Source organism: Acinetobacter sp. KB005, assembly GCF_049949095.1.
Lineage (GTDB): Bacteria > Pseudomonadota > Gammaproteobacteria > Pseudomonadales > Moraxellaceae > Acinetobacter > Acinetobacter calcoaceticus.
Map to the genome: position 1 here is coordinate 399,871 of NZ_CP188191.1, position 21,423 is coordinate 421,293.

The window sequence follows — 21,423 nt, forward strand, 5'->3', positions numbered from 1 at the left end:
GCTAAAAATACGATTTTTAACGATAAAATATGCCAAAAGCATTATAATTTATACGCTATTAGCATATTGTTTTTTTCAATAAATGCCTCAAAATAATTACCCTCCGCATTTGGTGCTGGGATTTGTCTTTAAGAAGTAGGAGTTCTTATGTCCAAGAGTGGGTTTGGTCAAATGTATCGTCGGCTTTCGAGTAAACTACTTGACCTCGTGGTAACACCACATGTTCTTGGGGAAGTTCCTACTGAACCAGTATCAGAAACAGAAGCAAAGACTGACCGCCAGAAAGTGGTGTGCTATGTCTTACAAAACCATTCTCGAAGCAATGCTTTGGTGGTTGATGGAGAAACGCGTCGTTTAAATTTAAAACCTGCGTTAGACCCATTAGTTGTTGGCACTCATCAGGAAAAAGCATCAGTTTTATTTTTACAGCACAATGATGAAAATAATTTACTGAATCCTCCTCCTCATGCTTTTCCACCACGCTTACTAAAATTAATTGAAGTCTTACAAGAAAATCCTGAACTTGATATAGAGCTTGTTCCGGTTACCGTTTTATGGGGCCGTACACCAGATAAAGAAGATTCTTGGTTTAAGCTCTTATTTTCAGATACATGGGCTACACCAAGCACCGTTAAGCAATTGGTCAACATTGGCTTGCATGGCCGCCAATCGTATTTAGAATTTCATGAACCGCAATCGCTACGTGAACTGGTTGAATATGCACAACAGCATTATCCAAACCTTTCACCAGCAACATATATTGTAAGTACGTTAAATGATTACTTAGATCGTCAACGTGAAGTGGTCTTAGGCCCCGATTTATCAGATCGCCGTAATGTCATGCAGTCAGTTGTAAAATCTCGCGATGTGCAAGAAGCAATTCGCCGTGAAAGTATTCGCGGAAAAGTTAGTATGCTCGAAGCTGAACGTCGTGCGATTGGTTATGTGAATGAAGTGGTATCGGATTATTCACACTCAGCTGTACGCTTTGCCGATCTTGCTTTAACGCGCTTATGGACCCAGCTTTATGACGGCGTAGAAGTGCATAACTTCAGCACTGTTCGTGAACTGGCAAAAGATTATGAAGTGGTTTATACACCTTGCCACCGCAGTCACATTGACTATTTATTATTATCCTATGTGATTTATAAACGTGGCTTAATGGTTCCGTATATTGCTGCCGGTGATAACTTAAATCTACCATTTGTAGGGCAACTTTTACGTGGAGGCGGTGCATTCTTTATTCGCCGCTCTTTCCGTGGAAATGGCCTTTATACAACGGTATTTAAAGAATATTTATATAGTATTTTGTCACGCAACACCCCTCTTGAATACTTTATTGAAGGTGGACGTTCGCGTACAGGACGCCTATTACCGCCTAAAACTGGCATGCTTGCCATGACAGTTCACAGCCATTTACGTGGCCGTGCTAAACCTATCGTCTTCTTACCAACTTATATTGGTTATGAACGACTAATGGAAGGCTCGACCTACGTGGGCGAAATGCAAGGTAAACCGAAAGAAGCCGAATCAATTTTTGGTATTGTAAAAACCTTACGAAAAATTGAACGTATTTTCGGTAAAGTCCACGTGAACTTTGGTGAGCCTGTTTTCCTTGATGATCTGCTTAAGCAACATAATGCAGAAAATGTTTATATCGAGAAAAATGACGATCCAATTCCTCAAGCGGTTTCAGATGCAGTAAATAGCTCTGCACATGCAATTTTAGAAAATATTAACCGAGCTGTGGTGATTAACCCTGTCTCTTTACTTTCTATTATTTTGCTTGCAACTCCAAAGCATACGCTTGATGAAGAAATCTGTATTAAGCAACTTGAAGCTTACCGCAATCTGGCATCAAACTTCCCATATGACCAACGTATGGAAGTAACACCACTTTCTGGTAAAGAAATTATTGCTTATGGTTTAAAGCTTAAACTCATTAAACGAGTTCAGCATGCACTCGGCGATATTATTGGGATTGAAGATAACCAAGCTGTTCTTCTAACCTATTTCCGTAATAACATTTTGCACGCCTTTGTTTTACCGTCATTGGTTGCATCACTTGTTGAACACAATGGAAAAATTAGCCGTTCAGATTTAACCAATGTCATCTATACCCTTTATCCATTCTTGAAAGCAGAGTTATTCCTTAAATGGAAGAGTAGCGAGCTTAAAGAACAAATTGAGCAATATGCAGATGCGTTGGTTCAATCGAAACTGATTCAACAAGACGATGAAGGTAACTTGATTAGCTCTGCACCAAATACTGAAGAGCATAATCAGCTTGTTGTTTTAGCTACTCCTGTTAAGCAAAGTCTTGAGCGTTACTACATGACGCTTGCGCTAATTACTCAACGTGGTTCAGGTAACATTTCTGCTAAACAGGTTGAAGAATTAAGTCATTTACTCGGACAACGTTTGTCAGTTCTATATGAGTTTAATTCGCCAGAGTTCTTCGACAAAGCTTTATTCCAAAGCTTCTTAAAAGTACTTACACAGCAAAATTACATTCGAACAAATGACCAAGGCCAAATCGAGTTTGATGATAATTTCCGTCAAATGGCTGCGGGTGCACAGTTGGTTCTTGATGAAGTAACCTTACAAATGTTGCAACACATCACGACCTTTACCGACGAAGAATTAAAAGATGCGCTTGAAGCTATGGCATCTCAACAAGCAAAAAGACGTTTAAAACGTAAAAAATCTTAAGATTTTTAGTCAAAATAAAAGGCAACGAAAGTTGCCTTTTATTTTATTAGCGAATTGGACATTCAAAATAGCGTGGATCATCCATGCAACGTAGACGCTTCATGAGTTGAACAAAATAAGCATCGTAATAACCTGAAAGTACGTACTGATTGCGTATTTTTGCAACCATAACATCATAGCTCTGCTTTTCATAAAAAGAGACATCTACCCAGTAATAGGCAGGTAAATGGTTTTCCCACTGGGTCGCACGGTTAGTTAGTAATTGGCTATTTTGAACAAACCATCCTCGAATTTTTCGGCCAAAATTAGCAGGATAAGCTTGTGGCTTAATAATTAAATTGACGCCGAAATATGCCAAAGGAAAGTTAATGACTTGAACATCTGGTCCAAATTCTTTTTGCAAGTTATATGGTAATAGTCCATATATGGGGGCAGGAACAATATCGATTTTGTCTTGTTTAAACTGAACAATCGCATTAGATAAATCAACATAAACTGGCTGACCACCCACACTTCGTACCAATGCTTGCTGTGGTGGGTTGTTGGGTAACACGCCAATACGCTGATTTCTTAATTGAGCAACTCTAGAGATTTTCTTATTTTTTAGGACCATATAGGCAGTGCCAATTGGAATCATCCCTACAGCTTCATAATCCTTAGAAATTAGCCTTTTCTCGACTGTTGGATGATTCAAAAGCTGCAATAAGCTTTTAGCTGTACGATTATTTGGAATCAGTCCGATACCTGCGGTGCTCCCCATAAACTGGTTATAACGATAAGTATTAAAATTAGATGCAGCTAAACCTGAACATTTACCCTCGTCAAATGCTTGTATAGCCTGTTGTTCTTTTTGATAGGTAACCACTTTAAATTTAACTTGATATTGCTGAGCATATAATCGAATGTCATTTAAACGACGTGTGATATCGCCTTGGGAACCAATCGGATCATATGCACACCACACCTGATCCTCGGCCCAACTCGCAACAGCTGTTACGCTCAAAATAAGAGCTAAACAAATTTTTTTCACTTTCAACCTTTTTATCTTTATCGGCAATTTGGCTGCCTCATCAGGTATTTATGTTCTTATTTAAAGTTTAATCAAAATTTTATTTAGTACTATGAACATTTAAACATAATAAATAGTCATTAAAGCAAATTGGATGCTCTAATTGAAAACCCGTTTCAGGCAGATGTTTCGCATATATTCTTTTACCTGAAGTTTGGTTCGATTCTAAAGTTAACTCTGGTAATCCCAATTGTTTTTGGAACCACACGATAACTTCATGCAAAGGCAATGGTTGGTTATTAGTCACAATATAGCTCGCTTGATGAGTTTCATAATCAGCCATAAAAGCCAAAAATCTTGCTAAATCATCAATATGTATTCGATTGCTATAATGTATATTTGGATAGCTTTGACTATTTTCAGCCATTTTTTTCAAACGGGCAACGGAAGTTCCATAAATACCTGTAGGACGAACAATTACACATTGGTTTGGATAATGCTCCTGCCAAAGCAACTCCATATTACGTAAGATACGGCCTTGTGCATCGCTTGGTTGAATTTCACTAAAATCATCAATGATCTCCCCTGCATTTTCACCATATACCCGCGTAGAAGAGACTACGATTATTTTTTTTACCGGATGTGGTTTTAATGCTTCTCGAATCGGTTCAATACTATCTACATAAGTATGCTGATAGCCCTCAACCGTACCTTCTGTCGGGGAAAGTAAAATATATACAACATCTACAGGTTCAATTTTACTTAAATCGAGTTTAAAGATATCTTGAACAAGATGGGTTGCGTAACTATCTGTTTTTACACTACGGCTGATTGTGGTAATTTGATGTTCTTTCTCAAATAGTTGTTTAGCAACACGCTGAGATGTTTTACCATAACCGATAAATAATATATGCATAGAAAACTCGTTGAGGGGACATGACTTCAGTCCATCAGTTACAAGGCGTTGGATCGGCTTCAGCAGCCCTGCTCGAAAAACTAAATATTTTTACCACAGATGATTTACTGTTTCATCTGCCACGTGATTATGAAGACCGCAGCACGATTATTGCAATGAATCAACTTGTGGTTGGGCGTAGCTATTTACTCGAAGGTGAGGTCAGATCAATTGATTTCCCTCCGGGAAAACGAAAATCTATGGCAGCCTTGGTTCAAGATGAATTCGGTAAAGTCACCTTACGCTTTTATCATATTTATAAAAACCTGACTGACAAAATAAAACCAGGTCATCGCTTACGTATTTTTGGTGAAGTTCGCGTAGGTGCTCGCGGCCTTGAGATGTATCATCCTGAAATTCAACTCATTAATGAACACACACCCCTACCCAAGACCCAACTTACAGCAATTTACCCAAGTACGGATGGGCTGACTCAACCGAAATTACGCGAATATGTAAAACAAGCATTAAAGCATCATAGTGATGCATTACCCGAGTTGCTTCCTAAACAATATACCAATGGCTATGCGCTTAAAGAGGCTTTGTATTACATTCATGAGCCTCCAGTTGATGCCAATATGGTCCAATTGGCTCAAGGTTCACACCCCGCACAGCAACGGCTTATTTTTGAAGAGTTGGTTGCACATCAAATTAGCCTACTTAATCGACGTGCTTATATTCGCCAAATTGCGTCTCCTGCTTTTTCAAGCAGCAAAATATTAGCCAAAAAACTATTAGAAGCTTTACCTTTTCAAATGACCAATGCACAAAAACGTGTATCTAAAGAAATTTTGAATGATTTGAAGCAGAACCAACCAATGCTTCGATTAGTGCAAGGTGATGTAGGCGCTGGAAAGACCTTGGTTGCAGCTGTAGCTGCTTGCCATGCTTTAGAAGCTGATTGGCAAGTTGCATTAATGGCTCCTACTGAAATTCTTGCAGAACAGCACTACTTAAATTTTAAGCGTTGGTTTGAACCCTTAGGCATTACTGTGGCATGGTTGTCTGGAAAACAAAAAGGTAAAGCTCGCGCACAAGCAGAGCAACAAATTAAAGAAGGTCATGCTGAACTTATTATTGGTACACATGCGTTATTTCAAGACAATGTTGGCTTCGCCAAATTAGGTCTAGTGATTATTGATGAACAGCATCGTTTTGGCGTAGATCAGCGCCTAGCTCTGCGTAATAAAGGTGCTGAGCAGTTCACCCCGCACCAACTCGTGATGACAGCTACTCCGATTCCACGAACACTGGCAATGAGTGCGTATGGTGATTTAGACACATCAATTATTGATGAGTTACCACCAGGGCGTACCCCAATTCAAACAGTTACGATTCCGCTTGATCGTCGTGAGGAAGTACTCCAACGAATTGCTTCGAATTGCAGAGATGGAAAACAAGCATATTGGGTGTGCACACTGGTTGAACAATCTGAAACTTTAGATGCTCAAGCAGCAGAAGCAACTTATCAAGAAATGAAAGAGCGCTTTCCAGAGCTCAATATTGGCTTAGTACATGGCAAAATGAAAGCCGACGAAAAACAAGCGGTCATGCAAGCATTTAAGAATAATGAATTACAGCTTCTTATTGCAACGACAGTCATTGAGGTTGGAGTAGATGTTCCCAACTCCTCTATTATGGTGATTGAAAATGCCGAGCGTTTAGGACTTTCTCAGTTACACCAATTACGTGGTCGTGTCGGTCGAGGTGCTCAAGCCAGCTTTTGCGTACTTTTATATAAAACACCTCTTTCACAAAATGGCCAAGAGAGACTTTCTATTTTAAGAGAAAGTAATGATGGCTTTGTGATTGCAGAAAAAGATCTTGAGTTACGCGGGCCCGGTGAACTACTAGGTACTAAACAAACTGGAGATATGGGTTTTAGAGTTGCTCGTCTAGAGCGAGATGACCACTTACTGAGTCAAGCTCATTATGTAGCTCAGCAAGTGTTAAAAGATTATCCAGAACAAGCAGATGCGCTATTAAAACGTTGGCTTCCAGAAGCGCCTCGTTATGCATATGTTTAGTTTCTTAAATCCGCAGCATCTTATCCACTCACTCTCACCTTGCTTGTTGTGTGAGTCAGGTGTGCGAGAAAAAGATTCGCTCTGTAAGGACTGTTGGGAACAGTTACCATGGCTTAAACAAATAATTCAACGTAATGATCAAACCGTTCTTGTGGCCTGTGATTATGCATATCCAATCAATCGGATCATTCAGCAGTTTAAATATGAACAAAAATTACATTATCAAATCTTATTAGGTGAAATTTTACAACAACTCAAATTTCCTAAGGCACAGGCTATTGTACCTATGCCAATTTCGAATCAACGCTTAATTGAACGTGGTTTTAATCAGTCACTATTACTCGCAAATATCTTAAGCAAGCAATTAAAAATACCTGTTTGGCAGCCAGTGCAACGCCTTGCTGAGCATTCACAAAAAGGGCTTTCTCGACTGGAACGCTTTGAGAACATCGAACAACAATTCATTGCATTTACTCAAGAAAAACGGCGTTATCGCCGTGTTCTGATTATTGATGATGTCGTTACCACCGGAAGTTCAATTTACGCCCTTAATCAGGTATTAAAGCAACTAGGATGTACAACCATTCATGCCGCCTGTTTAGCGGCAACTTTAACGAGCTAAGATGATTAAACTGTAGATAAATGCTGCTCACACCAAGGAATAACAATTTCACGGGTTAATGGTGCGAGGTGAGTTTCTGAATCATTTAAATCCACCCATTTCATTTCTGCAATTTCGGCAGCAATTTTAGGAGCCTGATCAAGTTGAACCAGATATAAATGACTGACCAGAATATGATCAGGTTCATTCGCCGCTGCTGTTTCAAAACGACCAAGAAATTGCTCAATTACAGAAGAACTTCCAACTTCTTCTAGAATTTCTCGCTGCATGGTGATCTCTGGTGCCTCATTAGGTTCCAGCTTACCACCCACTTGCATAAAAGCATGGGTATTACGCTTTCTTACGAGCAATAACTGATTTTGCTCGTTCAAGATCACTGCAGCAGCGACCGTAATTGTTTTCACCTATTTATCCTCTTTATGGCTGTACATCAGCATTTGCCCATTTTGGAGCAGGGGCCTGATATTGTTCAAATTGTTGAAGAATATTTTCAACGTTGTCTGATGCGATCAATTTATCAACGAATCGTGCTTGGCTAAATCCATTATCTACCGTTCCTTGAATCATTTTAAGTAAATCTTCATAAAAGCCAGCTACATTTAAGAAAGCACATGGCTTTTGATGAATACCTAATTGCGCCCACGTCCATTGTTCAAAGATTTCTTCCAATGTACCCGCACCACCAGGTAAAGCAATAAAGCCATCGGAAAGATCTGCCATTTTGGTCTTACGCTCATGCATATTTTCGACAACATATAATTTGGTTAAGCCCGGATGAGCTAACTCACGATCGACCAAAGCACGAGGTATTACTCCAATGACTTGTCCACCTGCCCGTAAGGCACTATCAGCGACAACGCCCATTAAGCCTGAGCGACCACCACCATAAACCAAGGTCTTACCTTGTTTTGCAATAGCCTCGCCTGTAGTTTGGGCAACTTGTTGGAAAATTGGGTTTGAACCAAGAGATGAACCACAGAAAATACAAATTGAATTCATAGTGTAAAAAACCGTTTTATTGAACTGTCATGCTGACAAACTAAACTATTGATAAAGTTTTTTTTTGCAAAATAGCGTATTAGCAAGTGTTTTTCGGCAAATCCTTGTCTAAAATACACCCATCCATTTCCATCAGACTGCGTGAGGAAAAAAGACACATGCTTGAAGCCTTTTATGCCACAGAACGCGGAAGTCTGGAAGATGCCACCATCAATGGTGGATTTGATCTACATCCCGAATTAGTCTGGCTTGATCTAATTGCCCCCTCGCAAGAAGAGCAACAATGGGTCTTAGATGCCTATGATCAAAACTTACCCACACTAAAGTCGCTTGAAGATATTTCATCCTCAGCACGATTTTACCGTGATGATGACGGTATTTTGCATATCAGCACCTATTTTTTAACGAAAAATAAAAATTATCAAGTTGATGGTGATGCAGAAGACTCTTCACACATTTTAGCGATGGTACAAACGGTTGCATTTATTTTACATAAAGACCGTCTCTTTACGATGCGGGGAGAAAAATTAGTTGCCTTTCGTGCCTTCCGTGCACGTGCCCGTCGAAATGACTATGACATGGACTATAAAGATCCAACATGGATTTTATTAGGCCTTCTTGAGGCAAAGCTTGATGAGCTTGCGGATATCTTAGAAGATATCCACAAAGATTTAGAAAAATACTCTACTGAAGTTCTAAATAACCACCAGCGTGAACAAATTCTAGATCTTGACGATATGATTACACGCCTAGCTCAACAAGAAGATATGCTAGGAAAAGCTCAGCTCTGTTTAATTGATTTGCGACGTGTACTTACTTTTTTATCACGTCCACGTGCATTAGGCAGTCATATTTACGATGCAGATATTCGAGAACTTAGTGAAGATGTTCGCTCACTCGTAGAACATGATGCCTTCTTATTCCAAAAAGTACGATTCTTGCTTGATACAACGTCTGGATTCATTAATACCGAGCAGAATGACACGATCCGTCGATTCTCGATTTTACCAAGTATGTTGGCTCCTCCGATGCTCATTGCCAGTATCTATGGTATGAACACAGATGTGCTACCTTTTGCACATGGTACGACTAGTTTCTTTATTGTTTTACTCATTATTATGGGCTTCTTTATTGGTCCTATTATTTACTTCCGCTGGAAAAAATGGATCTAAGCTTTGTAATAAAATGCTAATTCCAAGCATAAAAAAGCACCTATATTTAGGTGCTTTTTTATATTTTACAGATCAAATCAGATGTAGATCTTCCTGCAAATGGCAGGCTTGAATAATCTTCAGCATTTTTTCGGGTACATTTTTAAAATGTAAACCAGTATTCTGCGGAGTAACACGTAGCCATTGAACTAAAACAGCCAATGCCAAGGTACTACCATGCTCAAGCTGTGTTAAATCTACCACTAAAGGAAAGCTTTGTTGCTTCTTAATGATATCTAACCCAGCTTTATACTGTTGTTCGGCATTTTGAAAATCAATTTTTCCCGAAACAACCAATTGTTGGTTGAGATACTGAACCACTATTCACCTACTTATTTCTGTTTATTCTGATTAACAGCAGCATCTGCATCCGGTTGGAAGGTTGCAATTGCCTTATTCAAATCGCCACCATTACGCTTCACAGTTGCAGCAAACTGGTTACGGAACTGCAATCCTAAATCAATACCAGAAACATTGATATTACGGATTTTCCACTGAGTACCTTTATCAGCTAACTGGAAAGACACAGGAATTTTTTCACCATTGTGATTAAAGTCCAATGTCACTACAGGGTTTTTACCCGCAGTTGCTTTATAAGGACGCATTGTATAGCTTTGGTTCGTATACTTAGCAAATGCACTGCCGTAATTTTCAATTAACGTATTACGGAAGTTTGTTTCAAACTGAGCACGTTGTGCAGCTGTACTATACTGATTAGTCGCATAAGTACCCATTACAATACGTGTAAATGCTTGTGAATCAACATACGGGTCTAAATTCTGACGTACGATAGCCTTCACTAAAGCAGGGTTTGCTTGCAATTTAGCATGATCAGCTTTTAAACGAGCAATCAAACCATCAGCAACACGCTTGATAAAATCAGGTGGTGCTTCTGAAGGCGCAGCAAAAGCTGTACCTGCAATCATGGTAGACAAAAGACTTGCTGTCAGGGTTTGTTTAAACAACGTATTCACTAGGAACCACTCCTTCAAATAATCTTTTACTCAACAAATGATGCTTGTGCACTATCTTTATTAGTGCTTGCAGGAGCATCTGCTTCTGTTGAGCCTGAACCGGCAGCAACTTTACCAGCCCCACCACCAGTAATAAATTTACTAATTAAATCTTCTAGGTCCATAGTTCCTTGAGTGTTTGAAATCGTGTCACCTCGTTTCAGGTAGTTCACACCACCACCAGGTACAACTTTCAAATATTTCTCACCCAACAAACCATTCGTTGCTACCATTATATAAGCATCTTCATCAATACTTGTGATGGAGGTCATGTTACTGGTCAGTTGCTGTTCCATTGCTTTTTGTTGCTCTGGAGAAGCCTGAGTATAATCTGAGCTATAACGTAACTCTTCCAGTGCATTCTTCTGAACTTCTTTTAATTGTTCAGGATTGAAACTTGTCAACTTTCCATCTAAACCAAATGTTACGGTAGCCAAACGCGTAACCGGATCAAGCGTAATCGAATCAACACGACCAATTGTAACACCACTCATTGTTACTTTAGCACGAGGCTTTAGACCATTGACGTTATCAAACTGAGCCTTCATGGTATAACTATCACTTAAGTTCGTACCAACAAGACCACTGACTTTCATCGCTAAAAAAAACAACGCAATACCGAAGATGATAACAAAGATACCAACGGCCAGTTCACTACTACGTGATTTCATTAAATCCCTCCGAACATGACCGCAGTCAACACGAAATCAAAACCTAAAACACATAATGAAGAATACACAACCGTCCGAGTCATTGCCGTTGCAATGCCTTCTGGTGTCGGATCACAGGCATAGCCTTGATAAACAGCGACCCATGTACAAATCAAAGCAAAAACAATACTTTTAATAATCGTGCCATTGAAAATGTCATGCCAGAAACGCACTGTATTTTGCATACCACTCCAGAAGGAGCCTTCATCAGCACCCAAAAAGTCAACACCGACCATCTTGCCACCAATAATACCAATCGCAGCAAATATCACAGTTAACATTGGCAAACTGACTATACCTGCCCAAAGACGTGGTGATACGATTTGCTTTAAAGGGTCAACCCCGATCATTTCCATACTGGCAAGCTGTTCGCTTTGCTTCATTGAACCAATTTCGGCAGTCAATGCAGAACCGGCCCGTCCTGCAAATAGCAATGCAGCAACTACAGAAGCAAGCTCACGGAGTAGGGTTAACGAAATCGCTGTACCCAACATCGACTCAGCACCGAAAGTAACCAAAATGCTATACATCTGCAAGCCAAGAACCGCACCAATAAACAAACCAGAAACGGTAATAATAAGTAAGGACATCACACCTACGCGGTGCATTTGGTAACCAAAACGACCAAAACCACCCTTGGTAGGAAATGAAAAAATAATCTGCAAGAGCATATGTGCCGCAGCACCAATGCCTCGAATCCGCTCAATAACGAGTCTACCTAACCAGGCAATCGTATTCATGGACGAACCTCGTTATTTAAATAGGCTTGAGGACTAAACTGGTATTCAACTGGTCCTTCTGCCGAACCTGTTAAGAATTGGTGTACAAATGGAGAAGCATGTTTTTGCAAATCTTCAGGTGTACCCTCACCCTGAATTTTTCCTTCAGCTACCACATAGATGTAGTCAGCAATCGATAATGTTTCTGCGACATCATGCGAAACAATAATTGTTGTTAAATCCAAAGCTTCTCTTAACGAACGGATTAAACGTGTTAAAACACCTTTTACAATCGGATCTTGACCAGCAAAAGGTTCATCGTACATGATTAAATCTGGATCAAGTGCAATCGCGCGAGCCAACGCTACACGACGACTCATACCACCTGAAAGTTCTGTCGGCATTAATTGTTCAGAACCACGTAGACCCACTGATTCAAGTTTTAACGCAACCAGTTCAGCAATGAGATTTTCAGGAAGCTTAGTATGCGCTCGAATTGGAAACGCAACATTTTCATAAACGGACATATCCGTAAATAAAGCTCCACTCTGAAATAACATTCCCATACGTGCACGGGCGGAAAAAAGTTCCTGACGAGACATTTTGGCAATATCTTTTGTGTCGAGTAAAACTTCCCCCTGATCTGGAACAAGCTGCCCACCAATCAGACGTAATAAAGTTGTTTTACCTGTACCAGAAGGTCCCATAATGGCCGTAATCTGGCCTCGACGTATATTTAAACTAATATTGTCATAAATGACGCGTTCCCCTCGATTAAAACTCAAGTTTTTCACTTCAATAAGTGGTTGAGTCGAGAGAGGAGTTTTATTATTCATAATGGCAATCGTTCCTGCACTTTTATGCACGCATACTATAACACTGAAAATTAGCAAACTTGTTGTAATTTTAACAAAAGCAAATCTAACTTATTTTATAGAAATAGAAGAGGTATGTTCGTAAAAAGAGGTCAATTCAGAAGCTTGGAATTGCTCAACAGAACTTCCATTTGTAAAAGCGTAGGCGAAGTAAACACCATTACACAAAACGAGTGCAATAAAGAGATAAGGCAAACCATGCTGAACCAAAAGGTTCTTCAATTGTGCCATTATTGTTTCTTTTCGCTTACTTTTACGCATTATTAAATAAAAAATTGAACCAATTCACATTTTGTTAGTTTATAACAAAACTGAAAAATAAAAAAGGCCAGTATTTTTACTGGCCTTTTTTTTCAAACTAAATATTGATTAGCGGTCGAATTTACGACGCGGTGGTTTATCATCGAAGCTACGACGCGGACGATCTTCACCACCAAAGCTACGTTTTGGACGATCATCACCACCGCCGAACGCTGGACGTTCACCACGTGGTTTGTCATCAAAACTACGACGCGGACGATCTTCACCGCCAAACGCTGGACGCTCACCGCGTGGTTTATCATCGAAGCTACGACGTGGACGATCTTCACCACCAAAGCTACGTTTTGGACGATCATCACCACCGCCGAACGCTGGACGTTCACCACGTGGTTTGTCATCGAAACTACGACGTGGGCGATCTTCACCACCAAATGCTGGACGCTCACCGCGTGGTTTATCATCAAAACTACGACGCGGACGATCTTCACCACCAAAGCTACGTTTTGGACGATCACCAAAACCAGCTTCGCGACGTGGTTTATAATCTACGCGATTACCACGGTTGTCATCATTCGATTCAAAACGCGGTTTATCATTGAAACCACCTTCGCGACGTGGACGATCTGAAGTGAACTCACGACGTGGACGATCTTCAAAACCACCTTCACGACGTGGACGGTCTGAATTGAATTCGCGACGCGGACGATCTTCACCACCGAACGCTGGACGTTCACCACGTGGTTTATCATCGAAGCTACGACGTGGACGGTCATCACGACCACCTTCACGGCGTTTAAAGTTGCTTTCGCCTTCAAAACGACGACCACCACCAAAACCACCACCGCCACTACGACGACCATCACGACCACCGCCGCCATTACCACTACGGCCACGACCACCGCCATCACGACCTGAACGAGCAGGAGGTGGAGATGGCTCTAAGCCTTCAATTTCAGAAACACTCAAACGTGCTTCTAAATATTCTTCAAGTGCACGAATCTTACCGCGTTCACGATAAGTCGCTAAAGTAATTGCTTGACCAGTACGACCAGCACGACCAGTACGACCAATACGGTGTACATAATCTTCATGCTTCATCGGAAGACCGAAGTTAATTACGTGAGAAATAGTCGGAACGTCAAGACCACGAGCAGCAACGTCAGTTGCAACTAGGATTTTTGCACGACCTTCACGAATACTACGTAAACGACGGTTACGAACTGTTTGTGGCATTGCACCATGAAGTGCAACAACAGAATGACCTGCTTCAGCAAGTTCTTCTGCCAACATATCTGTATCTTCTTGCGTGCTAGCAAAAACAACAGCTTGATCTAAGTTTTCATCACTTAACCAATGTGTAAGTAATTTTTTCTTATGTTCGAAGCCATCAGTCCAATGCAATGTTTGCGTAATATCTGTATTGGTTGAATGACCTGTTTCAATTGCGATACGCATAGGATCTTTCATCATGCATGATGCAAGACGAATGATACGATCAGCAAATGTTGCAGAGAACATTAATGTTTGTTTACGGTTAGCTGCTAATTCGCTAATTGCTTCTAAGTCTTCAGAGAAACCTAGGTCAAGCATACGGTCCGCTTCATCAACGATTAAAGCATCTACTTGATCTAATTTAATTTGACGACGATTCACCAAGTCAAGTAAACGACCAGGTGTTGCAACAACAACTTGCGCGCCTTTTAATTGTTGAATTTGTTTTGCAAATGGCATACCGCCCATAATGGCAGCAATACGAACACCTTTCATGTGACGTACAAGTGCAATTGCATCTTGACTTACTTGCTGTGCCAATTCACGAGTTGGTGAAATTACCAAAATATTCGGTTGAGTCACTGCTTTCATACGGTCTTTGAACGGTACAACAGACTCTTGACCAGCTAAAGCATTTAATGTTGGGAGTAAGAATGCTGCAGTTTTACCAGAACCAGTTTGGCTTGATACGAGAAGGTCTTTACCTTCTAAAGCAGCAGGAATTGCTTGTTCTTGCACAGCAGTCGGGGTAGTAAAACCTAAACCTTCAAGCGCTTGTTGTAAGGTTTCATGCAAAGAAAATTCGGCAAAAGATTTGCTCATAGAGAGTTTCACCCTTGTGGGTGCTCCATTTTTAATAAATACAAAATAGACATCGGCAAAAAGCGGCAAAGCAAAATTAGCTGAAAACTTTTATTCAGCAGCAATCCGAGTAACGACGATGTGGACTAAACGCACGCTTGATTACGGCCGAACCTGAAGAATCGCTGAGCGATCGGGGCGCAAGAAATGGTCCTCTCTATGGACAGCGTGCGCTTACAATGAATAGAACAGAATGTTCAGGTAATGAACGGAAATTTAAGTGCGTTGGCGGATTATAGCAGAAATAAATTAAAAGTCATGTGTTTTAATCAACTTTATCTATATTTCTTGAATTAATTTAATTTACTCTTTACTTAAAACACAAAACCCTCTGATTAAAGAGGGTTTTATTTATAATAAGCTAAATTATTTTGCAGCTTTATCCCAAGCTGGAACAACAGTTTGCATTAAAGGTTTTAACAACTTAAGCGAACATGCGAGTACTTGACCATTTTCAAATGAGTTATTACCGCCACGCGCGTCAACAACCACACCGCCTGCTTCTTTAAGAATAAGCTCACCAGCAGCAATATCCCATGGCTTTAAACCAAGCTCAAAGAAACCATCAAAACGACCTGCAGCTACATACGCTAAATCTAGAGCAGCTGAACCGCCACGACGGATTTGTGCACCTGCTTCAGTAACAGCTAATAATGATGCGAAATGCTGCTCTGCGTAAGATACGATTTCGCCAGCACGTTTAGCACGGTAAGGATGGCCTACTGCCAAGAATGTATTTTCTAAACTATCTTTTACATTTACACGAATACGGCGTTGATTCATAACTGCACCGCGACCACGGCTAGCAGAGAATAACTCATCACGTACTGGATCGTAGATTACGCCGTGTTGAGTAACACCTTTATGTTGAACTGCAATAGAAATACAGAAATGAGGGAAACCATTAATAAAGTTTTGTGTGCCATCAAGCGGGTCAATTACCCAGCACCACTCTGCATCATGGCCTTTGCCTTCTTGCAAACCAAACTCTTCACCTAAGAAGCTATGGTTCTTATAACTTTTACGTAACGTATCAATCGCTAATTGTTCTAAATAACGATCTACACGTGTTACCGGGCCATCAATGCCTTTCTCTTCAACTTGTAAATCGAGTTTATGACGATTTTGATGCGCTTTTAAAAGCTCTTGACCAACTGTTTGAGCCGCACGCGCAGCCATAACCACCATAGGTTCCATTGAACACCCACTAGACAAATTTGAAGATTTTGACAAAGAATAATGCATAAAAGCGCAGATATTTTAGCAAATATATGCGCTTTTAGGGGGAAAATGTTTCAAAAATTTTATTGGAGGCCTAAACCACCTGATTGAGCTTAAGCCAAACTCTCTCAATTGAGCTCAGAATACCTTTAGCATCCAACCCGCAGTCTTGTAACATTTGTCCGTGTGAAGCCTGTTGTAGGAACAAGTCTGGCAATCCTAAATTAATGATAGGTTTCACAATTTGTTCTTGCGCCATAAACTCATTGACAGCGCTACCTGCACCACCCATAACGGCATGCTCTTCAACTGTGACAAATAAATGAGTATTTTCAGCTAAATCACGAATCATTTTTTCATCAAGGGGTTTCACAAACCTCATATTTACAACACGCACACCCACATCATGTTTTTGTGCAAATTGTTCAGCAGCCTCTATAGCAACCATCACTCTGCTGCCAAATGCCAAAATTGTAATCTGCTCTTCACAGCTAGTTTTTATTTCAGCAACGATTTCAGCTTTCCCTAATTCAATAGTGGTCAACTCTTGCTGAATTTCCACACCTACACCAGCACCACGTGGGTAACGTACCGCAGCTGGTCCATTATAGACATAGGCTGTATGAAGCATCTGACGACATTCATTTTCGTCTTTTGGCGCCATGATGACTATGTTTGGAACTGTACGCATGTATGCATAATCATATGCACCTGCATGAGTTGGACCATCTTCACCAACCAAACCAGCACGGTCAATCCCGAATGTCACATCAAGGTTTTGTAATGCAACATCATGAATAAACTGATCGTAACCACGCTGCAAGAACGTCGAATAGATTGCAACAACAGGTTTTAAGCCTTCACAAGCCATTCCTGCTGCAAGTGTTACAGCATGCTGTTCAGCAATTGCAACATCAAAGAATCTCTGTGGAAATTCTTTAGCAAACTGAACCATGCCTGAACCTTCACACATCGCAGGTGTAATCGCGAGTAGACGCTCATCTTGCGCCGCTTCATCACATAACCACTGGCCAAATACATCAGAATATTTAGGTGGTGTTTTACCTGCTGAAGTCGCATTAATTTTGCTAATTGCATGATAGGTAATAGGATCCGCTTCTGCAGGAGTAAAACCTTTACCTTTTTTAGTATAGACGTGAACTAAACGTGGACCTTTACGCTTCTTCAGAGCATTAAATACTTGGGCCAGTTGATTTACGTCATGGCCATCAAATGGACCAAAGTAATCAAAACCAATTGCTTTAAATAAATTATCGGCCGCATCTGTTGCTGATTGATGCAAACGAGAGTTATAAGTCCATTTTGGATGTGGCTGTATATACGCTTCGCCATCTTCATTAACGTTAACTAAATGACCTTTTTCCCAAATTGCAGCCAAATGTTTAGCAAAGCCACCTGTACTACAAGAAATTGACATGTCATTGTCATTGAGCACAACAATTAAATCGGCATTATGTGCAACAGCATCATTCATGGCTTCAAATGCCATACCCGCTGTCATTGCACCATCACCTACAATACAAACCACTTCACATGGGTCGTTTTGATAACGACGTGCTAATGACATTCCTAAACCAGCCGAAATTGCTGTTGATGAATGTCCTACGCCGAATGTATCGAAAACCGATTCTTCTCTAGCAGGAAATGCCGCTAAACCATTTTTAGAACGAATCGTCGTCATTTGTTCACGACGACCTGTCAGGACTTTGTGCGGATAGGCCTGATGTCCTACATCCCAAACTAATCGGTCATTTGGTGTATTAAAGCAATAATGCAGCGCAACCGTCAGCTCAACCACGCCGAGATTAGCACCGAAATGGCCACCACTCTGGCCTGCTGCATATAAAATATATTGACGCAACTCATCAGCCACTTGAACCAATTGGCTATGCTCGAGCTGACGTAATTGTTGAGGATGATCAATTGCATCTAACAATGGCGTAACAGGGCGTTGAGTTGGAATTTCGGTATACAACATATGTGGCAAAGCCTTTATAAGCCTGGCAAATCCTAAGCTGGGTCAAAATGGGTCGATCATACAATCGAATGAAGTCACCTTCAATCAGCCACATTTGCGAACGAGGTCATGCAAAGCAGTCTCTCATACATCATGGGTATGGTTGGCAGATTATCCTGAATAATCTGACTATTTATCAACTATTATCGTCATCTTTATACAAAAAAGAAAACCTTAGTGTGCAAAATGATTATGACAATTCGACCAATCTCCCAGCATTACGCTATACTTTAAACCGTTTTCGGTTAAAAGATGAGTTAATCTGTGCCTATAGAGTTCATTGCAACATCAAAACTCCCGACCGCTTTTGGTGAATTCAATATTTCTGTGTTTCAAGATCCAGTATCAGGTGAAGAACATGTGGCACTTTCTAAAGGGTTAGAAAATCCACCTACAGGCCCTGTTTTGGTTCGTGTACATTCAGAATGTTTAACAGGTGATGCTTTTGCGTCATTAAAATGCGACTGTGGTCCTCAATTGCAGGCAACTCAAAAGCTCATCAACGAAGCAGGTCAAGGCGTTATTTTATATTTACGTCAAGAAGGCCGTGGTATTGGGCTTACAAATAAAATTCGCGCCTATGCTTTACAAGATCAGGGTCATGACACAGTAGATGCTAATTTACTTTTAAATTTACCTGCCGATGCACGTCGTTATGACATGTGTAGCATTATGCTCGATCACTTAGCAGTGAAAGAAGTTAAATTAATTACCAACAATCCTTTGAAAATTCAGGCACTCAAAGATCAAGGAATTAATGTGGTTGACCGTGTTCCATTAACGGTTGGACGCAACCCTTTTAATGAACAATATTTAAAAACCAAACGTGAACGTATGGATCATCTTTATCAAAAAGATGATTTTTAAGCCCAAATTATAAATTTAAAAATAATTGGAAGGGATTTTTAAGACATTTCTTAAAAATCCCTTACTTTTTTTATGGTTTTATGCTTTGATGTATCTATCTCCTATCTCAATCATCTTTGAGGGTCACTATGCAACATCCGACTTCAACAGATATTCAACGTGTCCGCGAATTTCTCCTAGATTTACAAGCCCATATATGTGCGGGTTTAGAACAACAAGAAAAAGCTGGCGGTGGTACGAGTGAATTTATTATTGATGATTGGGAGCGTCCTGAAGGTGGTGGTGGGCGTTCACGAGTTTTGCAAAATGGCACAGTGATTGAAAAAGGTGGTGTGATGTTTTCTCACATCAACATTAGTAAACTCCCCGCTTCTGCTACAGAAAGACACCCTCAAATTGCTGGTGCTAAAGCGCAGGCACTTGGTGTCTCATTAGTAATTCATCCTAAAAACCCCAATATCCCAACTTCTCATGCCAATGTACGTTTATTCGTTGCAGAGCCTGAAGGACAAGATCCAATTTGGTGGTTTGGCGGTGGTTTTGACTTAACACCGTTCTATCCAGATGAGCAAGATGTTGTCGATTGGCATCAAGCCGCTTACGACCTGTGTCAGCCTTTTGGTGACAGTGTCTATGCTGAACATAAAAAATGGTGTGATGATTATTTCTATTTAAAACATCGCGATGAGCAACGCGGTGTCGGTGGCTTATTTTTTGATGATCTCAATGGTTGGGATTTCGAAACTTGCTTTAAATATATTCAAGCTGTGGGTAATGGCTATTTAAATGCCATTCTGCCAATTTTTGAAAAACACCGTGAACAACCTTACACCGAAGCACAACGAGAGTTTCAGCTTTATCGTCGCGGCAGATATGTCGAATACAACTTAGTCTATGACCGCGGGACATTGTTTGGTTTACAAACAGGCGGACGTATCGAATCTATTTTAGTCAGCCTCCCTAACCTTGCAGGTTGGTCGTATCGCCCAGAATGGGATGAAGACTCGCCAGAGAAACGTTTAACCGACTATTACCTAAAACCACGTGACTGGTTAAATCTAAAAGAAAAAGTCGCTTAATTTTTTGCTTTTTGGAGATTCTTTGGCTTCCACCCTAGAGAATCTCCTTTTTTATTTTCACTTTTCTGAACCTCATTCAAATATTTTTTCTTATTCCAATTTGGCTTATAGTGAGGCCTGCTGAATATTCAGCACACGTTTTTAACTGCTTTATGCCATTTTAAAATTTTGGATATAAGAATGACCAAACAGTTTGCAGTAATTGGCAACCCAATCGAACAATCACGCTCTCCTGAATTGCATCATGCTTTCGCTCAAAAAACAGGTGTTGATCTCGACTATCAAAAACGTCTTGCCCCTCTTGATGGTTTTGAGTCGAGTATGCGTAGTTTCTTTACAAATGGCGGAAGTGGCATGAACGTTACTGTGCCGTTTAAAGAACAGGCTTTCGCTTTGTGCGATGTGCTAACCGAGCGTGCTCAGATTGCAAAAGCAGTTAATACGTTATGGATGGAAAATGGCAAATTGCACGGCGATAACACTGATGGCCAAGGCTTAGTAGCCGCGATTCAAGCTTTAGACTGGAACCTAGAAAATACGACTATTTTAATTTTAGGAGCTGGCGGTGCAACTCGTGGTGTTATTTATCCACTAGTACAAGCTGGCGCAAAAAAGATTGTGATTGCAAACCGTACTCTAGCTCGTGCCGAACAACTTATAGATGACCTAAAAGTAGCCGTCCCGCAAGCTCAATTACAAGCAATTTCTCTAAATGAGCTAGAAGGGAAATTTGATATTGTAATTAATGCGACTTCTGCAAGCCTTTCAGGCGATGCTCTACAGCTTCCTGAAAATTTACAATTCGAACATGCCTATGAAATGGCATATGGGAAACCATCTAGCTTCCTTGATCAAGCTAAACAACGTAATGTGCCCTCTTCTGAAGGTTTTGGAATGCTAGTCGGTCAGGCTATTGAATCCTTTTCTATCTGGAATGGCGTAAGACCTGAATTAAAAGATTTTCTATAAATA

The 21,423-nt window shown here is 40.5% G+C and carries 20 protein-coding genes; 7 read left to right on the forward strand and 13 right to left on the reverse strand.

Annotation, left to right across the window (positions count from 1 at the left end):
• Positions 1 to 147 precede the first annotated feature (147 nt).
• A complete protein-coding gene (gene plsB, locus ACPF64_RS02055) occupies positions 148 to 2,712 on the forward strand; it encodes a glycerol-3-phosphate 1-O-acyltransferase PlsB (RefSeq protein WP_003653675.1) in 2,565 nt (854 codons plus the stop codon).
• 46 nt (positions 2,713 to 2,758) lie between these two features.
• Here plsB and ACPF64_RS02060 read toward each other — a convergent pair whose 3' ends face one another.
• The gene (locus ACPF64_RS02060; RefSeq protein WP_424610003.1) at positions 2,759 to 3,742 is read right to left on the reverse strand and encodes a putative solute-binding protein; all 984 of its coding nucleotides are present in this window, start codon (positions 3,740 to 3,742) and stop codon (positions 2,759 to 2,761) included.
• Between the two features lie 79 nt (positions 3,743 to 3,821).
• The gene (locus ACPF64_RS02065; protein WP_426455424.1) at positions 3,822 to 4,637 is read right to left on the reverse strand and encodes an SDR family NAD(P)-dependent oxidoreductase; all 816 of its coding nucleotides are present in this window, start codon (positions 4,635 to 4,637) and stop codon (positions 3,822 to 3,824) included.
• Positions 4,638 to 4,657: 20 nt separating this feature from the next.
• On the opposite strand from ACPF64_RS02065, the gene recG reads away from it, so the two are divergent.
• The gene (gene recG / locus ACPF64_RS02070) at positions 4,658 to 6,703 is read left to right on the forward strand and encodes an ATP-dependent DNA helicase RecG (protein ID WP_426455426.1); all 2,046 of its coding nucleotides are present in this window, start codon (positions 4,658 to 4,660) and stop codon (positions 6,701 to 6,703) included.
• Positions 6,696 to 7,325, forward strand: a complete 630-nt coding sequence (locus ACPF64_RS02075; RefSeq protein WP_426456097.1) for a ComF family protein — start codon at positions 6,696 to 6,698, stop codon at positions 7,323 to 7,325. Before recG ends, ACPF64_RS02075 begins: the two co-directional genes overlap by 8 nt.
• A 5-nt stretch (positions 7,326 to 7,330) precedes the next feature.
• Here ACPF64_RS02075 and ACPF64_RS02080 read toward each other — a convergent pair whose 3' ends face one another.
• Both ACPF64_RS02080 and ACPF64_RS02085 read right to left on the reverse strand, forming a co-directional pair.
• Positions 7,331 to 7,729, reverse strand: a complete 399-nt coding sequence (locus tag ACPF64_RS02080) for an NUDIX hydrolase (RefSeq protein WP_003653680.1) — start codon at positions 7,727 to 7,729, stop codon at positions 7,331 to 7,333.
• A 13-nt stretch (positions 7,730 to 7,742) separates the two neighbouring features.
• Entirely contained in the window at positions 7,743 to 8,324 is a 582-nt protein-coding gene (locus tag ACPF64_RS02085) for a TIGR00730 family Rossman fold protein (RefSeq protein WP_056482599.1), read from the reverse strand.
• A 158-nt stretch (positions 8,325 to 8,482) separates the two neighbouring features.
• Between ACPF64_RS02085 and ACPF64_RS02090 the strand changes: the two genes are divergently transcribed.
• A complete protein-coding gene (locus ACPF64_RS02090) occupies positions 8,483 to 9,496 on the forward strand; it encodes a magnesium and cobalt transport protein CorA (RefSeq protein ID WP_004639553.1) in 1,014 nt (337 codons plus the stop codon).
• Between the two features lie 72 nt (positions 9,497 to 9,568).
• Here ACPF64_RS02090 and ACPF64_RS02095 read toward each other — a convergent pair whose 3' ends face one another.
• From ACPF64_RS02095 to dxs, 9 genes are all read right to left on the reverse strand, one after another.
• Positions 9,569 to 9,856, reverse strand: coding sequence for an STAS domain-containing protein (locus ACPF64_RS02095; RefSeq protein ID WP_017390219.1), 288 nt, complete (start codon positions 9,854 to 9,856; stop codon positions 9,569 to 9,571).
• Between the two features lie 11 nt (positions 9,857 to 9,867).
• Positions 9,868 to 10,509 (reverse strand): MlaC/ttg2D family ABC transporter substrate-binding protein, encoded by a 642-nt coding sequence (locus tag ACPF64_RS02100; RefSeq protein ID WP_005038459.1) that lies wholly within the window; start codon positions 10,507 to 10,509, stop codon positions 9,868 to 9,870.
• A 26-nt stretch (positions 10,510 to 10,535) separates the two neighbouring features.
• Positions 10,536 to 11,219, reverse strand: coding sequence for an outer membrane lipid asymmetry maintenance protein MlaD (locus tag ACPF64_RS02105; RefSeq protein WP_005038457.1), 684 nt, complete (start codon positions 11,217 to 11,219; stop codon positions 10,536 to 10,538).
• The gene (mlaE, locus tag ACPF64_RS02110; protein WP_005038455.1) at positions 11,219 to 11,998 is read right to left on the reverse strand and encodes a lipid asymmetry maintenance ABC transporter permease subunit MlaE; all 780 of its coding nucleotides are present in this window, start codon (positions 11,996 to 11,998) and stop codon (positions 11,219 to 11,221) included. Before mlaE ends, ACPF64_RS02105 begins: the two co-directional genes overlap by 1 nt.
• A complete protein-coding gene (locus ACPF64_RS02115; RefSeq protein WP_426455431.1) occupies positions 11,995 to 12,813 on the reverse strand; it encodes an ABC transporter ATP-binding protein in 819 nt (272 codons plus the stop codon). The genes mlaE and ACPF64_RS02115 overlap by 4 nt, the downstream gene beginning before the upstream one ends.
• Positions 12,814 to 12,903: 90 nt before the next feature.
• The gene (locus tag ACPF64_RS02120; RefSeq protein WP_026057109.1) at positions 12,904 to 13,113 is read right to left on the reverse strand and encodes a hypothetical protein; all 210 of its coding nucleotides are present in this window, start codon (positions 13,111 to 13,113) and stop codon (positions 12,904 to 12,906) included.
• Positions 13,114 to 13,221: 108 nt separating this feature from the next.
• Positions 13,222 to 15,207, reverse strand: a complete 1,986-nt coding sequence (locus ACPF64_RS02125) for a DEAD/DEAH box helicase (RefSeq protein ID WP_132070377.1) — start codon at positions 15,205 to 15,207, stop codon at positions 13,222 to 13,224.
• 405 nt (positions 15,208 to 15,612) lie between these two features.
• Complete coding sequence (locus ACPF64_RS02130; RefSeq protein WP_005038449.1) at positions 15,613 to 16,443, reverse strand: inositol monophosphatase family protein; 831 nt, start codon at positions 16,441 to 16,443, stop codon at positions 15,613 to 15,615.
• A 118-nt stretch (positions 16,444 to 16,561) separates the two neighbouring features.
• Positions 16,562 to 18,466 carry a 1-deoxy-D-xylulose-5-phosphate synthase gene (gene dxs, locus ACPF64_RS02135; RefSeq protein ID WP_004639565.1) on the reverse strand — a complete coding sequence of 635 codons (1,905 nt, stop codon included), beginning with the start codon at positions 18,464 to 18,466 and terminating at the stop codon, positions 16,562 to 16,564.
• Between the two features lie 303 nt (positions 18,467 to 18,769).
• On the opposite strand from dxs, the gene ribA reads away from it, so the two are divergent.
• From ribA to aroE, 3 genes are all read left to right on the forward strand, one after another.
• Positions 18,770 to 19,372: a GTP cyclohydrolase II gene (gene ribA, locus ACPF64_RS02140; RefSeq protein WP_003653698.1), complete on the forward strand. Its 603-nt coding sequence runs from the start codon at positions 18,770 to 18,772 to the stop codon at positions 19,370 to 19,372.
• A 128-nt stretch (positions 19,373 to 19,500) separates the two neighbouring features.
• Entirely contained in the window at positions 19,501 to 20,451 is a 951-nt protein-coding gene (hemF, locus tag ACPF64_RS02145) for an oxygen-dependent coproporphyrinogen oxidase (protein ID WP_426455436.1), read from the forward strand.
• A gap of 180 nt (positions 20,452 to 20,631) precedes the next feature.
• A complete protein-coding gene (aroE, locus tag ACPF64_RS02150) occupies positions 20,632 to 21,420 on the forward strand; it encodes a shikimate dehydrogenase (protein WP_132070379.1) in 789 nt (262 codons plus the stop codon).
• Positions 21,421 to 21,423 lie beyond the last annotated feature (3 nt).

Coding starts and splice junctions, on each gene's coding strand:
- plsB (WP_003653675.1), top strand. CDS start 148: ATGTCCAAGAGTGGGTTTGGTCAAATGTATCGTCGGCTTTCGAGTAAA.
- ACPF64_RS02065 (WP_426455424.1), bottom strand. CDS start 4,637: ATGCATATATTATTTATCGGTTATGGTAAAACATCTCAGCGTGTTGCT.
- recG (WP_426455426.1), top strand. CDS start 4,658: ATGACTTCAGTCCATCAGTTACAAGGCGTTGGATCGGCTTCAGCAGCC.
- ACPF64_RS02075 (WP_426456097.1), top strand. CDS start 6,696: ATGTTTAGTTTCTTAAATCCGCAGCATCTTATCCACTCACTCTCACCT.
- ACPF64_RS02085 (WP_056482599.1), bottom strand. CDS start 8,324: ATGAATTCAATTTGTATTTTCTGTGGTTCATCTCTTGGTTCAAACCCA.
- ACPF64_RS02090 (WP_004639553.1), top strand. CDS start 8,483: ATGCTTGAAGCCTTTTATGCCACAGAACGCGGAAGTCTGGAAGATGCC.
- ACPF64_RS02105 (WP_005038457.1), bottom strand. CDS start 11,219: ATGAAATCACGTAGTAGTGAACTGGCCGTTGGTATCTTTGTTATCATC.
- mlaE (WP_005038455.1), bottom strand. CDS start 11,998: ATGAATACGATTGCCTGGTTAGGTAGACTCGTTATTGAGCGGATTCGA.
- ACPF64_RS02115 (WP_426455431.1), bottom strand. CDS start 12,813: ATGAATAATAAAACTCCTCTCTCGACTCAACCACTTATTGAAGTGAAA.
- ACPF64_RS02120 (WP_026057109.1), bottom strand. CDS start 13,113: ATGCGTAAAAGTAAGCGAAAAGAAACAATAATGGCACAATTGAAGAAC.
- ACPF64_RS02125 (WP_132070377.1), bottom strand. CDS start 15,207: ATGAGCAAATCTTTTGCCGAATTTTCTTTGCATGAAACCTTACAACAA.
- ACPF64_RS02130 (WP_005038449.1), bottom strand. CDS start 16,443: ATGGAACCTATGGTGGTTATGGCTGCGCGTGCGGCTCAAACAGTTGGT.
- dxs (WP_004639565.1), bottom strand. CDS start 18,466: ATGTTGTATACCGAAATTCCAACTCAACGCCCTGTTACGCCATTGTTA.
- hemF (WP_426455436.1), top strand. CDS start 19,501: ATGCAACATCCGACTTCAACAGATATTCAACGTGTCCGCGAATTTCTC.
- aroE (WP_132070379.1), top strand. CDS start 20,632: ATGACCAAACAGTTTGCAGTAATTGGCAACCCAATCGAACAATCACGC.